The organism is Tahibacter soli, from assembly GCF_025717065.2.
GTDB classification, from domain to species: domain Bacteria; phylum Pseudomonadota; class Gammaproteobacteria; order Xanthomonadales; family Rhodanobacteraceae; genus Tahibacter; species Tahibacter soli.
The window spans coordinates 996379-1011538 of sequence record NZ_JAOVZO020000018.1 but is presented as its reverse complement, the minus strand read 5'-3'; the positions used below and the strand labels follow the sequence as shown (position 1 = coordinate 1011538).

Annotated in this window: 13 protein-coding genes and 2 pseudogenes; 7 read left to right on the top strand and 8 right to left on the bottom strand. The window is 62.8% G+C overall.

Going from position 1 to position 15160, the window contains the following annotated elements; genetic code table 11:
- Positions 1-418 precede the first annotated feature (418 nt).
- Positions 419-1612, top strand: coding sequence for a right-handed parallel beta-helix repeat-containing protein (locus OD750_RS17830; RefSeq protein WP_263545154.1), 1194 nt, complete (start codon positions 419-421; stop codon positions 1610-1612).
- A gap of 680 nt (positions 1613-2292) precedes the next feature.
- On the opposite strand, the gene OD750_RS17825 is transcribed toward OD750_RS17830, so the two are convergent.
- From OD750_RS17825 to OD750_RS17815, 3 genes and pseudogenes are all read right to left on the bottom strand, one after another.
- A complete protein-coding gene (locus OD750_RS17825) occupies positions 2293-3894 on the bottom strand; it encodes a diguanylate cyclase domain-containing protein (RefSeq protein WP_263545153.1) in 1602 nt (533 codons plus the stop codon).
- Positions 3895-4072: 178 nt separating this feature from the next.
- Positions 4073-5410 (bottom strand): annotated as a pseudogene (locus OD750_RS17820) (ATPase domain-containing protein); the annotation flags it as partial.
- Positions 5407-5835, bottom strand: a complete 429-nt coding sequence (locus OD750_RS17815; RefSeq protein ID WP_263545152.1) for a hypothetical protein — start codon at positions 5833-5835, stop codon at positions 5407-5409. The gene OD750_RS17815 and the pseudogene OD750_RS17820, both read right to left, overlap by 4 nt.
- 246 nt (positions 5836-6081) lie before the next feature.
- Between OD750_RS17815 and OD750_RS17810 the strand changes: the two are divergent.
- The 4 genes and pseudogenes from OD750_RS17810 to OD750_RS17795 form a co-directional block, all read left to right on the top strand.
- Positions 6082-6290: pseudogene (locus OD750_RS17810) on the top strand (IS3-like element ISAav4 family transposase); the annotation flags it as partial.
- Between the two features lie 42 nt (positions 6291-6332).
- Positions 6333-6488, top strand: a complete 156-nt coding sequence (locus OD750_RS17805; RefSeq protein ID WP_263545151.1) for a hypothetical protein — start codon at positions 6333-6335, stop codon at positions 6486-6488.
- A 215-nt stretch (positions 6489-6703) separates the two neighbouring features.
- Positions 6704-7192 carry a glycine zipper domain-containing protein gene (locus tag OD750_RS17800; RefSeq protein ID WP_263545150.1) on the top strand — a complete coding sequence of 163 codons (489 nt, stop codon included), beginning with the start codon at positions 6704-6706 and terminating at the stop codon, positions 7190-7192.
- 238 nt (positions 7193-7430) lie between these two features.
- Positions 7431-7904, top strand: coding sequence for a DUF421 domain-containing protein (locus tag OD750_RS17795; protein ID WP_263545149.1), 474 nt, complete (start codon positions 7431-7433; stop codon positions 7902-7904).
- 100 nt (positions 7905-8004) lie between these two features.
- On the opposite strand, the gene OD750_RS17790 is transcribed toward OD750_RS17795, so the two are convergent.
- The 3 genes from OD750_RS17790 to OD750_RS17780 form a co-directional block, all read right to left on the bottom strand.
- The gene (locus OD750_RS17790) at positions 8005-9321 is read right to left on the bottom strand and encodes a cation:proton antiporter (protein ID WP_263545148.1); all 1317 of its coding nucleotides are present in this window, start codon (positions 9319-9321) and stop codon (positions 8005-8007) included.
- 601 nt (positions 9322-9922) lie between these two features.
- Positions 9923-10342 carry a hypothetical protein gene (locus tag OD750_RS17785; protein ID WP_263545147.1) on the bottom strand — a complete coding sequence of 140 codons (420 nt, stop codon included), beginning with the start codon at positions 10340-10342 and terminating at the stop codon, positions 9923-9925.
- Between the two features lie 489 nt (positions 10343-10831).
- Complete coding sequence (locus OD750_RS17780) at positions 10832-11125, bottom strand: hypothetical protein (protein WP_263545146.1); 294 nt, start codon at positions 11123-11125, stop codon at positions 10832-10834.
- Between the two features lie 381 nt (positions 11126-11506).
- Here OD750_RS17780 and OD750_RS17775 point away from each other — a divergent pair, with 381 nt between their 5' ends.
- On the top strand, positions 11507-12124 hold the full coding sequence (locus OD750_RS17775; RefSeq protein ID WP_263545145.1) for a BON domain-containing protein: 618 nt from the start codon (positions 11507-11509) through the stop codon (positions 12122-12124).
- A gap of 185 nt (positions 12125-12309) precedes the next feature.
- On the opposite strand, the gene OD750_RS17770 is transcribed toward OD750_RS17775, so the two are convergent.
- On the bottom strand, positions 12310-13470 hold the full coding sequence (locus OD750_RS17770) for an extracellular catalytic domain type 1 short-chain-length polyhydroxyalkanoate depolymerase (RefSeq protein ID WP_263545144.1): 1161 nt from the start codon (positions 13468-13470) through the stop codon (positions 12310-12312).
- A 58-nt stretch (positions 13471-13528) separates the two neighbouring features.
- Between OD750_RS17770 and OD750_RS17765 the strand changes: the two genes are divergently transcribed.
- Positions 13529-13954, top strand: a complete 426-nt coding sequence (locus OD750_RS17765) for a biliverdin-producing heme oxygenase (RefSeq protein ID WP_263545143.1) — start codon at positions 13529-13531, stop codon at positions 13952-13954.
- Between the two features lie 171 nt (positions 13955-14125).
- On the opposite strand, the gene OD750_RS17760 is transcribed toward OD750_RS17765, so the two are convergent.
- Positions 14126-14815 (bottom strand): response regulator transcription factor, encoded by a 690-nt coding sequence (locus OD750_RS17760; protein WP_263545142.1) that lies wholly within the window; start codon positions 14813-14815, stop codon positions 14126-14128.
- Positions 14816-15160 lie beyond the last annotated feature (345 nt).

Here is a 15160-nt window from a genome sequence, read left to right as displayed (position 1 = left end):
AGCACCCTGCGAAATGGCGGCCGGTGGACGAGCACCTGTTCCGGCGAACGGCGCCCATTCCTTTGAACGACTAAACGCTCAGCTTACTGCCATCGCCTTGGGCGGGATCCGAAGGGGTAACGAAACGTTATCCCCTTGCTATTTTGAAAGGGGGCTGTTTCTGCATCCCCTTGCAGTCCGGGCGGCAAGGCGTACCGGACCACGCCGCGGGTCATTCGTCCTGGCCTGTTGCCGCTGCGGTCAACCCATCCATCAGCCCTTAGTGGGCGCTGTTGGTCTGTCGAATACGCCAGCAATCGGTCGTCAACGTCGCCGCTCGAAATCCAATGGCAGTGTTCGCGCAGATTTGTCGTTCGAACCGTTTATGCCGGCTCGCGAGTGCCGTGCCGGCTGCCCGGACGAACGACGAGGAATCGAAATGAAACCCTTTCCTGCCCGATGCCGCGCTGCGGCGATCGACCTGTTGCTGGCGGTCGGTGTCAATGCGCCGGCGTCCGCGGCCACGCTCACGGTCACGAGCCGTCTCGACGCCGGCCCGGGCACCTTGCGCCAGGCGGTCGCGGACGCCCACAGCGGCGACACGATCAACTTCGATTTCACTTGGCCGGCCGGCATCGGGATTACCAACGCGCCGCTCTACATCACGAAGAACCTCAACATCGTCGGGCCGGGCGCGGACAAGCTGACCATCGAAGGCAATCTGCCCGACAATCCGCTGCTGCAGAACCACTTCTCGTCGACGGTGACGATCAGCGGCGTGCGGATCCGCCACGGCGGCGCCGGGGCTATCTACATACCCGGTGGTGCGTTGACATTGAGAGATTGCGCCATCGTCGACAATCTCGGCCACGCCATCATCGTGTCGGGCAGCCTCACCGTCGACAACTGTGTGTTCTCCGGCAACCAGGCGCTGGACCGATCGCCCTCGGATTTCGGCGGCGCGATCCGCACCGTCACCGGCACGGCGACGATCAGCAACTCCACCTTCGACAGCAACGAGTCGGACGACGGCTGCGGCGCCGTCTTCAACGGCGGCGATGCGATGACGATCCGCAACAGCACCTTCTCGAACAACAAGACCTTCGGCAACAACATCAGCCAGGGCGGCGCGCTCTGCAGCCCGGGTGCGCTGACGGTCGAGTCGTCCACCTTCAGCGGCAACTACGCGCGCGGCCCCGGCGGCGCCATCCGGGCCGGCAACGGCACGCTGACCGGCCTCACCTTCAAGGACAACTTTTCCCCCCAAGGCAGCAACAGCATCTATGGCGGCGCGGGGCTGGTCGTCAGAAGGTCCATCCTGGAGAACTGCAACGCGCAACTGGGTTCCGGCGGGGACAACATCGCCGGCGATGCCTCGTGCTTTGCCGCATCGGCGGAGCTCAACGACCGTGTCGGGCTCGACCCGCGCCTCGGCGAACTGGCCGACAACGGCGGGCCGACGAAGACGATCGCGTTGCGCGCTGGCAGCCCGGCGGTCGATCAGGTCATCGTCAATGCGGCGGGCTGCGCCGGCACCGACCAGCGCGGACTTCCTCGGCCGGGCGGCCCGCGTTGCGATGTCGGCGCCGTCGAGCGCGACGGCGACCTGCTGTTCGACGACCGTTTCGAATGATCCGGACCAGCGTCATGCAAGAGAAATTCAAGAAGCTGCTGTTGCCGTTGCCGACTCAAACAGCATGCCGGGGAGCGACCGCATCAGACGGGTGGAATACCAGACCCGGTTGGTCAGCGCCGCGGTGCGGACGTCTCCGCCCCGCTGGAACTACAGCGGCAGTCGCAAGCCTTGTCATTTTCCGGCGCACATGCGAGATGCTACGGCAGTACGCTAAGGTCCGTTCCAGGTACCGCCCGAGGTTTCGCTTTTGCGAGAAAATCGAGTCGGAAGTTGTGGAAAAACCTCCGTCCCTTCAGTTGGTTACGTGCGACCGGGTACAGTTCCCGCCGCCTCCACCACTTACCGACCAAACCCTTGGGAAACCAAGGGTTTTTTCGTTTCTGAGGCTGGTTCGCCATCACGAGTTCGAAGACGACGTGGGCGTCTTCTCGCCATGAACGGCAAACCAGGCCGTAGCCTTTACCAGGATGTCGTCGCGCTCCATCTTCAGCTGCCGGTTCTCGCGGCGCATGGGTCCTGTCCGCCCCCGCCGCCAATTCGGTCAGGACTGCGACCTCATCGGCGGGTGTTTGGGCATTGGGTGACCCAATGTGATGACTGGGCCTGCTCTCTGGAAGAGCGTCGGCCACCCGTACCCACCCGAGACAACGACGGTGCCATCCACGCCATGACGGTACTCACCGGCGCAAAGGAAGTGAGACCACAAACTGACTGCCCGTGCCTCGACCCTCACTGAGGGCGACGACGGTGCCTTCATGGGCTTCTACCAGTTCCCGTACGACCGCCAGTCCAATGCCCAGGCCCGCGCCGGTGTAACCGCCCGCGTCGTTTTCTTGAATATAGGGATCGAAGATCGCCCTCAACGAGGCGGGATTGATTCCAATCCCGTCGTCGGACACGGTCAATACGACGCGGTCATCCAAGACGGTGAGGGACAGACGGATGTGTCCACCGTCGCCCGTATACTTGGTCGCATTGTCGAGCAGATTGCGAACGATCTGGGCCAAGCGAATGGGGTCGCCCTGCACGTTCGTGGGTCCGGAGGGAAGCCGGACATCGAAGTGCTGCTTCCGCAGGTCCATCGCCGGCCGACATGCGTTCACCGCGGCATCGACGATCTGGGCCATGTCCACCCTGGCTCGTTCGATGTGCATCTTGCCGCTGTTGATCCGCGCGATGTCGAGGAGGTCGCCAATCAACCGGGAGAGGTGCACGACCTCCCGCTCGATGATGGCATGCACCTTCGGCAGTTCGGTCGCGGGCAAACGTTCCATCAGGTCCGCCGCCAAGCGAAGCGGAGCCAGCGGTGAGCGCAGCTCATGGGCCAGTATGGTCAGGAACTGCGTTTGCCGTTGCTGCGCCTGCTCGGCGTCCACGCGCAGCTCTTGCGCACCCATGGCGGCCACAACCAACTGCTCATTGGCCTCACGCAGCCGGGTGGCTTGCTGATCGGGTTCCACCGCCACCACCATTGTTGTTTCATTGGGGGGCTGTCGAAGCGACGGCGAGGGCTGTTTGCCGGCCTGCAACGCGCCGTGCGAAACGAAGCGTGCGAGGCCATGCCGTTTGGCCAGATACATGGCCGCATCCGCCCGATCGATGAGCACATCGGCCTCTTGGCCGTCATCAGGATACAGGCTGATCCCGATGCTGGCGGTCAGGCGAAGCACGTTGTTGCCGATGCGGGTGGGGGTTCCCAGGACGGCCGTGATCTTGTCGGCAACGGCCACCGCGTCGGTCGCTTGCATCACCTCGGAAAGCAAGATCAGAAACTCGTCGCCGCCGTGACGACTCACCGTGTCGGTATCCCGAATGCATCCCGCGAGGGTGTGCGCAGCCTGCTGCAGCACCTGATCGCCGATTGCATGACCGAGGGTGTCGTTGATCTGCTTGAAGCGGTTGAGATCCACAAACAGCACGGCCAAGCGGGTGCCGTGGCGGTGGGCGTGCGCGATGGCTTGCTCCAGCCGATCCCGAAACAGCACGCGGTTGGGCAGTTCGGTCAACGGATCGTGTTCGGCGGCGCGGGCGACTTCTCCCAGGATCTTGTTGCAGTCGTCGGCATCGGTGAGCGCCTGCAGTGCTGAGCAAATCAACTGCTGATTGGCGGCGCGCAGACGCGAGGCGGGATTGCCGTCCACGTCCTTCATCGCCTGTTCGACGGCCTGTTGCAACTGGAGCAACATCGCGCGGGCAACGCGGGTTTCCTGCCGAACGGACGCCAGCTCCAATGCCGCTTCGATCGCATCCGGATCGTCGTGGCGGGGCCGATCGTTCACGGCGGCGACGCCGCACGGGTGTCGGCCAGCGGGTTCGCCCCCCTGGCAGTTCGGAACGTTCCGGTGCCTGGCGTGTCGTGGGCCGGCCGCCCAACAAGCCGACGTAGTCCGGCAACGGTTCGGCAATCGCAATGCCGTCCGTCGAAATGGTGAACTCCCGTAGCTCGTGCGAATGAGCACTTCCCCGCACCTTCACCACCGCCATGACGCGCCGCAGTTCGCTCTGCACCTCGATATACCGCTGCACGATGATTGCGTCGGTCAGAAACGCGGTACCGTAGGGACTGAAACGAAGGTCGGTGTATCGATCCTCCAGCTCCGAGGTCATCAGCACCGTGACGCCCACACGTGCCAGCGCGGTGACCAAGCGCGCGAGCGATTCACGGAAGTCGGCGCGGAACGTCGGTGCCACGGCAAGTTCGAAGCCCGACAAGGAATCGATGACCACCCGTGTGGCTTTCAAGCGGTGGACCTCATCGAGCAGCAAACGCACGATCTCGTCGATGGACAGATCCGGGGCCTGGGGATCGACCAGACCCACGCGATCGCTGTGGATCAAATCCGCAAGCGCCCGGTTGTAAAACGGATTGGGCCGGCGCTCGAACGTGGCAATCACGCCTGCTTCTCCGCACCGTGCGCCTTCTGCCAGGAACGCCGCGGCCAGGACGCTCTTACCGGAGCCGGAGGGGCCCGCCACGAGCAGCGAGTAGCCCCGTGGCAAGCCGCCGCCGAGCATCTCGTCCAGACGGGGCACACCCATGCCGAGGCGGGACTCCAGAGCGGAGGAACCGGAGTGATCGTCACCGGTCACGATGGCGCGCGCCGGCGCGAAGACTTGAATGCCGGCCGATGTGATGCGGAACGTATGCAGTCCGGGCAACGAGGGTTGTCCGCGCATTTTGGCTATTTCCATTTTGCGAACCATGGAGTTGCGCTCCACGTTCTGGCGCAGCCAGATCAACCCGTCGGCCACGGTGAAGACTGGATTGGCGTCCGAGTCCGCAAAGTATTCGCCGATCAAAAACGTGGTGGCCTCCCAACTGGTCATGAGCACGCCCAGCTGCTGCACGAACTGCTGAAGGGCTTGGTGGGGTGCGCCTTCGATCGCACTCGCCAGCACCACCGAGCGGAACGAATCCACGAACACAAAGGCCGAGTTGTGCGCTTGAACTTCCGTGACGATGCGCTGCAGGACCGCATTGAGGTCGCCCGTGAGCGTGTCTTGCGCCAGGTTGACGAAGCGGACTGAACTGTTGACGGCTGCGCTATCGAAGTATGTGAACTGTTGCTGATACCGCAACATTTTCAGCGGGGGTTCGCCGAGCACGGTGAAGTAGATGGCCGGCCGTTCGGGCGTGGCCATGGCAAACATCATCTGGTGCGCCAGCGTCGTCTTGCCACAGCCGGGCACGCCGGCGATGAGGTTGAACGAAAACTCAGGCAACCCGCCGCCGAGAACCTCGTCCAAGCCGGGGACGCCCGTGGCGAGGCGCTGGATGGTGACTGTGTGGTTCATGGGACGACGTCCTGTGCGGAGGTGTCCGGGGCGGGGTCGGTCCACACCGCCGCGAGCAACTGTTCCGAAAGTGAAAAGCCGATCAGGCTGACAAGCAGCCGGAAAAATGCCTCCAGGACCTCCTTGCCTCCGGCCAAGGCGGTCTCTGCGGTTTGTTGCGCGAGCAACGTGTGGAAAACGGAAAAGTCGGCGGCCGTTGCGGGTCGCGTTGGGATGATGTCGATCCAGGGGTAGGCCACTTTTGCCAGGTGCAGGCTGTGCTGATAGAGCGCGCCGACACCGACCGGCCCGATGATGGGTGTCAGTGCCCGTTCCGTGTCCTGGCACAGCGCAACGACGATATCGGCAACTTCATGCGCAGACGTGCCCTCACCAGTGCGATGGACCAGCGTGGCGGCAATCCGCGGGCTGAACGTGTCTTCCACGAAGGATGTTCCCGTAGCTGTTCGCAAGGAACGCTTGGAGTCTACGCCGTATGGTGCGCTTTTCCATACAAATCGAAGGGGGCAGCCGAACGCATGACCGGGGCCCTGTCGGCCCTGTCGGAAAAAAGACGGTATTATTTTTTGATCAATAATGTACGTTGCATCAATATGGGTGGGCCATGATGCAGGACATTGAAGTTGCCCCGCTTTCGTGAACACGTATCCTCTTGAAAAACGGAGTTCGCCATGTCCAAGACCCGCCCGCCGTACCCGGCGGCATTTCGTCAGCAGATCATCGAACTGGTGTGCGTGGGGCGCACGCCGGCGCAGTTGTCGCGAGAGTTCAACGTGCGGCCCGGTCGATCTCGAACTGGGTGCCGCAAGCCAATGCCGACGCAGGCATCGTTGACGGCCTGACGAGCACCGAGCGCGACGAGTTGGCGCGCCTGAACCGCCCCGGCTTCCCCGGAGACTCCATCTCTTGACAGGATGGAGCAATGAGCAAGTCAGCAAATTTCCCGAAGGCCCCCATTGCCGGTCGTGATCGCGTGGTGGTTGGCATTGAATATGTTCGCGATCGCCATTCTCTGCCTGTGAACATGGCGAGGCGCATCGCCTGGCATACCCCGCCGCGCAACCTCAATGCACTTTAATACACCTGTGCATAAGTTAATATTGCAGGACATTGATCGTGCATTCCGCAGCTGAGGTTTTCGCGGGCAGGCGTTCTGCGCGAAGAAACACCCGCACGCCCGACCAAGCCGAACGTTGCGGCGTGTGATGGCACAAGGGTTTCCGTCGTTTGTGCTCGACCCCACCAGCCTTGGCACGCCGGTTGCTCCCTCTGCTCTCCAACCAGGAGAACACCATGGCTGTCGAAAAGCCCGCTTCGAACGATCTCCATCTCGATCCGCTGAGCGGTGCGACCGGTGCGCACCCCGTGGGCACCGGTGTCGGTGCCGCAGTCGGTGGTGCAGCCGCGGGTGCCGCGGTCGGCACTGTCGCTGGTCCTGTCGGCACGCTCGTCGGCGCCGCGGTGGGTGCAGTGGTCGGCGGCCTCGCCGGCAAAGGCGTGGCTGAAGCCATCGATCCCACCGCCGAAACCACTTATTGGGAAGCCCACTACACCAGCCGGCCGTACGTGAGCCCGGAATCGCCCTACACCGACTACGAGCCGGCCTATCGCTACGGCTGGGAGAGCCGGGCACGGTACCGCGATCGACAGTGGGATGAGATTTCCCCACAGCTGGCTGCGGACTGGCACGAGCGTGCCGGCGAGTCGGGCCTCGGCTGGGATCGTGCTGAACCCGCGGTTCGAGATGCCTGGCATCGCCTCGACGGAACGCGGATCGCCTGACGTCGTTCTCACGGGACACGGACCGTCCCGCCAGCGTCACCGGATCCCGCCACCACGGAAGGTCGCGGGAGGTTCAACAACGTCCTGCGTGGTTTGCAACGGACTTCTTCAAGGGCGCATTCGCTGTGTGGCGATGGACCAGTGCCGGGTCTTCGGGTGTGGGGTGCACCAGGTCGGGGCCCTCCTCTGGCCCCTGCTGGCGCGCAGCACCGCCTCGCCTTCCTGAGGAGACCCTGCCATGTTTTCGCTGTCCCTGCCCTGGTGGGAGTTCATGGCGCGGGGCGCCATTGTCTACGTCTGCATCCTGTTTCTCGTTCGGCTGTCGGGCAAGCGCACCGTCGGCGAGTTCACCCCGTTTGACCTGGTGGTGGTAATCCTGATTGGTGAATCCACCCAGGGCGCAATGACGGGCGGAGACGAGTCCGTATTGGGCGCCCCGATCGTCGCAGCCACCCTCATCGCCCTCAACATGGCGCTGGGATTCCTGAGCGCCCGCAGCAAAACGGTGGACCGCCTCCTGGAAGGCGAGCCGGTCCTGTTGGTGCGTGAGGGCACTGTGTTGCAGCGGGCCCTGCGGGCGAACAACCTGCCGCCCTCCGATCTGGAGGAAGCGGTGCGCAAGGCGGGCCTGAGCTCGGTCGAGGACGTGGCGCTGGGCGTGCTGGAGACCAACGGGGAAATCACCATCGTGCCGAAGACCAGACAGGCCTAGCGTAGGCGATGTCGCCTGGGCTCCCGCATTCCGTTGATGGCACACAGAGTCCCTGCCGGCCGCCCGGGTGAGTCACGCACCACCGCCATTGCCGGATCGATCACGACCTGATCACATTGCGCTCTCGCCACGCGTGATACTGGTGCATCAACGGTTGCGCCGTCAGACCGTGTATGACGATTGACCCGGCCACGGTCCACAATGTCAGGGATACGATCGTCTCGGCGGTATCGCCAGCCACGCCATGCCGCAACGCCAGCAGCAGGTAAAAGATCGAACCGACTCCGCGAATCCCAAACCATCCGATCAATGCGCGCTGCGGCGGATTGAGCAACTCCCCCGTCGTTGCCGCGAGGGTGGACAGCGGTCGAAGGACGAGCAGCACCAACGGTACGAACCACAGGTTCTCCGGCAGCGGCTTGGCAAATGCCAGCATCGCACCGACGAGAAGTACCAGAGCCAGCTCTGAAAATTTTTCCAACTGTTCATTGAAGCCAAGTACCGAGTCGCGCATCGTGGCGCTGGCATGGCTGGGATGCGTGGCGAGCTTTGCATAGTCATGGCCATCTACTTGGTCGGCCATGGGCAGAGGCGGCGTCCTCAGCAGGGGTTGCTCGCGCACACGCCGCAACGCAAGACCCGCTGCGAACACGGCAAGGAATCCGGAAGCATGGCTCAAATGGGCTGCGCCATAGGCCAGACCAACGAGGCCCAGCGCAAGAAATTCATCGAGGCCTACAGCCTCGTCATGACGTGTTCGCAAATACACGACGAGCCATCCCGTCGCCGCACCCAAGCCGCCGCCGATTGCCGCTCCGCCGATGGTGGCCCACACGAGATCGACGCTCCACCACCGCATCGCACTTGGCCCTAATTCGTGCAGACCGAGCAGACCAAGGCCCAACATGACGAACGGGAAGGCAGCTCCATCGTTGAGACCGCCCTCGCCGGCGAGACTAAAACCCACGCGATCGCGCTTTGCATCGAGATCGGACTGAATGTCGGCGGCGAGTACCGGATCGGTTGGAGCAAGAATAGCCCCAAGCAGAACGGCACCGCCCAGAGGCAGGTCAAGTAGCCATACACCCACCAGTGCAATCATCGCGACCATCACCGTCATCGAGATGACCGCCAGCCGCAACGGCAGTCGCCACCGCCGGTCCCGCAGCGGCAGACCGAGTTGTAGTCCCATCGCAAACAATGAGATGAGCAGCGCGACCTCTGCAATCCGCTCCAGAAAGATCGAGTTCGAGATCGGGTCGGGACGCAGGACGTTGACGCCCAACGGTCCGAGCAGGCACCCCATCGCAAGGTAGACCATTGCGCTGCTGAGCGGCAGACGGCCCAGCAGCGTGCCGACGAGCACCATGACGATCATCAACGTACCGACAACGACCGACCATTCAGCGACTGACATCGGTGAGCATCCTGCAGCAGGCGTCAACGCGCACCACATTTTGAGCCTGACGGAGCGGCACCTCGACGTCAGAACCCATGACCGCTGCCCCATCCCGAGTGAGTGTCGTCAACACGATGCACCAGGTCGGTTGTCTCGTATCACCTCATGCACCGGCGGCGGCACGGAAATCCTCTTGAACCAGAACTATTCACAGCGCTGTCTCGTCGGGACTGCATACGCGATAGCGTCCTCGAATCTGTCGTATGAGCAGAGATGGGCGTGCGCGCGTCAGAGCGACATACGCTATCGCATCAGCCAGCAGCTCGTAGCGATAGCCGTTGTATCGATAGCAGCGGCCGTCAAAAGCGATCGATCGCCGAAGCGACCATTCATCCGACTTCGGCAGCGCCGTCCCATCGGCGAAGCCCACTCCAGACGAGGATCTCGCGGTGCCTTCCAGGAAAGGACTCCGGGAACGTGGCTTCTCGGGCAAGAGTCCCCCCTCCGACGTGAAGGCGTTCTCAGCTTCGACGCAGGAGTATTTCTTGCTTTGGTTCATCGCGGCTGCCTCAGGGGCGATGGTTGGCTGCGAAGTGCCAGACCGAGGAGCACCCAAACGTCATGACTTCATCGGAGCCAGTCGGGTGGCCGTGGATGTGAGTGCCTTCAATAGCACGGCCAGGAACAAGTCATTCTCTACCGAAGAATGGACTCGTGTGCGCACATGCAGTGCGGTGAGATTTTTCTCGAACCGCAAATCGAAATGAAGTAGTGGAAAGGCCTCCTCCACGGCACGGACCGCAGTTTCCGCTCGAGTCGCAGCGTAGCTTCCTGCGCCCTTGTATACCGATTCATTTTTGGGATCATCGACGATGGTGAAGGCAACGTCCTGCGTATTTTCATCGGGCACGCCGGGTTCGGATGCGTCGCCGACAAGGATCCCCGTTGATCGGTGAATGGTGGCCAGAGAACCCGAGTCGCGAGCTTGAGTTGTCAACGCCTCGCCTGCCTCCACCACGCCGTTTCGTGTGGAAGACATGTCCGCTGACTTCGCCGCGTACCGATCATCTTGTTTTGGTTTCCGACTGCTGTTCATGGAATCCCTTTGATGGATGTTGAGTCCTGAAGGTGTTGCACCCGGGACGATGTATGCAAGGAAATCCGGACCGCAGAAGAGACGACGGAATCCAGGAAGGCAACTGGCAGCCTCAGGCCATACTGATGAAACACACAAGGTCAGTTCAACGGGAAACCGGCGCATGGGCGCCGGCTGTTTTCCATCCGTGCAAACGCTTACGGGAGCTTGCGCGGCCTGCTCTGTGGCTGCGCCGGCCCGTCAGATTGTTTCGCCTTGTCCCCCCCTTGCCGTCGCCCTTGTTGTCGCGGCTCGGGTCGCTCGGAGTGTTCGGGTTGTTCGCTGCATGTTCATGGGGTGCTGCTGACCCGTCATCCTTGGCGACGAGGTCCGGTACAAATTGCCGGGGGCCCGGCACTGGTGATTGCATTCGAAGCAGCACAGGGCGAGGCGCTAGCGCTGTACGCTGGGGCCGAAGAAAGATTCCATCACGCGTCGAAACAACGACCTGATCGCATTGATGCTCGTTCCAACAAGGCCCGGATAGCGAGGGGCCGCCGGCGCGCCTTGTCCTACGCCGATGAAGATCGCTCTTGGCCGGGTCCAGGGTTCGACGTGTGCTCGTGCCGCGGCGTCGAGCGTATCCAGATCTTGCTTTGAAGGGGATTGGAAGTCCGGAACTCCAGAATCCCCGCGAGAGACCAGAATTTCCGGACGGTTCCCACGGTTGTTGATTTTTCTGCGCATGGACTGCTCCTGTACGCCGTCCTTGGCATGCCCTGCCCAATGTCGAACGGCCGAGAGTTTTGTCAGGGCATGAAGCACTGGTTCTCGCAAGTAATCAGGAAGCGAGAAAGGGCGAATTGCGGGATCGAGGATGGCTGGTGTCGCTGGTGGGATCCGCATGATGCAGATCCGGCAGGTCGTGTTGGGACTATGCGCTTTGGATTGTTACCTCAGCGTTAATTCCCATGCGCATTTATAAATCAGAGAAAATACCCACTGTCAATTATTACCCTCTTGAAAACCAGAAAATAGCGCGCAGATCGATCCCTGGCTCGGCACTATCGGCCGAACCACCGTCAAGCGAGCCTGCGGCAATTGCGCACGCGCCCCGTGGAGATTGAAATGACTGTTCTGACAGGGCTGACGATGCTCTTGATCTCGGCCGCGCCCGCACCAGCGCCCTCTCCGGCACCGGCGTCACCATCGACTGCCGCCGGGGTCGTGCCAACGATTCGCTGTGATGTCGTTGCGAACGACAATGCCATGGCTGCGGCTGTCTTGTCGCGCCTCGCCTGGAACTCAAAAATCGATGCCGCTGACATCCAGATTTTCAGCACCGATGGCGTTGTCACTGTCTACGGGCTGGTCCCCACCGCCATCCAGAAAGAGTACGCACGCACGATCATCCTGGATACTTACGGCGTTGTTCACGTGACCAATCAATTGGATGTCATCGACTGGCCGCCACGCACAGAACGGCGTCGGATCGACATGGAGGCTCGCAGGGTCGGGCGATTGGGCGCACAGGAACAGTCTGATGACCAGATCGTTTCCGCCCTTCGATCGACGTTATCGTTTTCCCGGTCCGTCAATACCTGCGCTATCGATGTGTCATCCCTCCATGGTTTTGTGACGTTGCAAGGCCAGGTCCCAGATCAGCGGGGATTCGACACCGCCGTTTTGCTGGCCAATGAAACCCTGGGCGTGCGCTCCGTTGACGCCACACGACTGGCTCACTGATTCCTGATGGAACGGTATATATCGATTTTCTTGCAGCTTTTCTGATCGACCCGACCGGCATACAGAAGGTGAACGCGCGACGAGTTCCCCGAACGAAGCGCGACATGCCTATAGACAAGACCCTTATTCGGCGAGGTGCGGGCCCAGGCGTACGGCCAATTATCCAACGTGAATAAGCCAGTCGGCTAAATACAGCCGGGCCTCTCACTGCTACCGGCTCCAGGCAGAGCAGTGGCATGTTCTGGCGAACTCAGAAAGAATTGCAGCAGCGCGCGCGCAGCGTCCGGACCGAGAGGATCCGAATATGCGGCCGGTGCACCACCGATCCATCCGTGCCCGGCACCATGGATGGTCCAGCGCTCCACGGCGACGATGCCCTCATCTGTGCGGTGACGGACCCGACGGAACGCACGGCCACCACTCGATCCCACGTCGTCCTCCGTCGTGGTCGGTCCGAACGCGCTGAGTGCCGCTGCCACAATGGTATCGGCGTTTCGCGGCACAACCGTGCGGTCGCAATCGCCCTGAAAGACGATGGTTCTTACACAACCAGCCGCCACGCCAGCGGCCTCCTCGGCATCGATGGCCAAACGGTGGCCTCCACGCATTGCCATCAGTGCGGTGGTCGGCGTTCGCGCCGCGGCGTAGGGCATCCCGGCACATACACCCACGCCTGCGAACAGATCGGGATACGTGCGCGCCAAAATCACGGCCATAGCCCCTCCCGCGGATAGCCCCGCCACGTACACCCGTCGAGCATCCAGATGGTGCCGTCGCACGATGCTCCGGACCATCCCGGCCAGAATCGCAGGCTCGCCTTCGCCACGCCGCTGATGCTCCGGCTCGAACCAGTTCCAGCAACGGGTTCGATTCGCCCGCGCCGATTGCTCCGGAAAGAGCACCCAGCACCCGTCAGCTTCACCTCGGTCCATCATGCGGGTGATCGTGGCGAATCGTTCCGCGTCCTGGGCGCAACCGTGCAACATGACGATCAGAGGCGGCCGAGTACCCGCCACCGAGGGCGTATTCGGTACGTAGAGCCGGTATGTGCGGGCGCCGTGGGCGCTGCGGAAGCGGCGAGCCACCACGGATCCGGGAGCCAGAGCATCCGGAGCACCTTTTGACTTTCGCTCCGGATGTTCAACTCCGTTCGACTCGGATCGCGAAGATTGGGCATGGTGGACGGCACCCTTGGTGCCTGCCGCCTGTGCTTTGATCGCGGTCTTCGATGCTGCTGCACGCACCCGCTTCCCTGCAGCAGACGCCGTATCCACCCATCCCAATGCCGCCCGCATCACGGTCTTCCATACCTTCAATGCACGGGCACCCGTGCGGCGGCGAACCATAAGCATCCAATGCTGAGATGGCTCCCTCGCCACCGTCGTCGCACAGCATGCCTGCCGAATGGAGCAGGCGTATGAACGGGCCTTCAGCACACTTGGTCTGTCCGCAGGCCAGACTCCGTTTCTCAAGAGGACACGTGTCCACGAAAGCGGGGCAACTTCACTCGGGTTGTCCCTCGACGGTCCGGCCGCGGCGCTGGGGTCGATGTATGTGCTGGAAGCGTCCGCCCTCGGCGGGCTCGTGGTCGCCCGCGCCGTTTCCGGCCAGCACGGCCTGGGCCCGAGCCATGGCGCGCGCTACTTCGTGGGATGGGGAGAACGCACGGGGACGCTGTGGCGCGAGTTCCGAGCCACGCTGGATGCGGAGCTGGGCGATGCGGACCACCTCTCCGATCGGGCGTGTGCCGCCGCCGTCGCCACGTTCGAGGCACTGATCGACGTGTTCGAGCGCCACACCCCGAATGCCGTCGCCGACCCGTCGCAATAAGCGCTACCGCGTGTTTCGGACACGATGCCGCTTCGCCTCGCACGGGGGACCGACCTGCGCGGCGTGCCGCGCCCCGACGGCAATCCCTGCGATACCGGTGCGGTATACGCCGTCGGGATCGAGCGAGTTCCGGCGCGCGCCCCGCGTACCCGCGCCGTCATCCTCCGCGGTTCACGACGATCCGCCGCGGCACCAGTCCGCGGCGGCCTCGTTGAATTCGCGTGCGGTCGCCAGTTTCAGTTTCGACTTGATGCGCTCGCGGTGCGCTTCGACGGTCTTCACGCTGATCCGAAGGTCGGTCGCAATGTCGACGGGGCGAAATCCGGTGCCGATCGCGATGAAGATCTGAAGCTCGCGCGCGGTCAAGTTGAGTTCGGGCGGCTTGAGCGATTTGCGAAGCGCGCAGTAGACGCAGGGCGCCTGGCCGGCCTCAAGGGTGGGTACGGGGCATTCGGAGACGATATCGATCTGCGGCAGGTAGTCGACACTGCGCATGAGGTAGCTCAGATACCCGCAAGCGACCGCCGCGACCGCGTCGGCTCGGGCGCCCAGGTGGCTCTGCGCGCCGAAGACCACGATGCGCGAGGCCAGGCCGATCTCGTCGAGGTACTGGCGGACGGAAAATACCCACTCGGGTCCGACGATGACGATTTCGGGTGCGTACTTCCGCAGCGCGGACCGGCCTTGTTCGAGCGAGGACGCGACCGCAACCACGTGCAGGTGATGACGCGACGTCAGCGTCGTGGTCAACCCCACCGACGCAAGTTCGCTCGCGAGAATGATCAGCAGCGTCCGGTCCTGCTTGCGCGACGCACTCAAAGAATCCGCCCCCGGCGATGGAACCCGAACCGGCGCCATCATCGTTGGAACGGGTTCGCAAAACAATGTAACGCCGCCGCGGAATTTGGCGAAAAGCCTCGCCTCCGCGGATTTATTCGCAATTCCCGTCAGGAACTCCCCTATGTTCGCCGCCGTACTCGCTTCCTAAGCTGCGGCCGGCATAACCGACCGGTTCAACGGTCGAGCGGCGTTCCCGTTCGATCGTCGGAAGAATCCGGGGGCAGTGACAGGCGTTGCGTCAGCAAGCCGGAGGCGACCGTGCGATCGCGGCGCGCGGCGCGGCTGACACCCGATCGTCCCCGAACGGTCGTTGCGCGCTTGCCCTGCCGGTCAGGCGCTCGCTTTGTTCTCTCGCCGTTCTCCGAA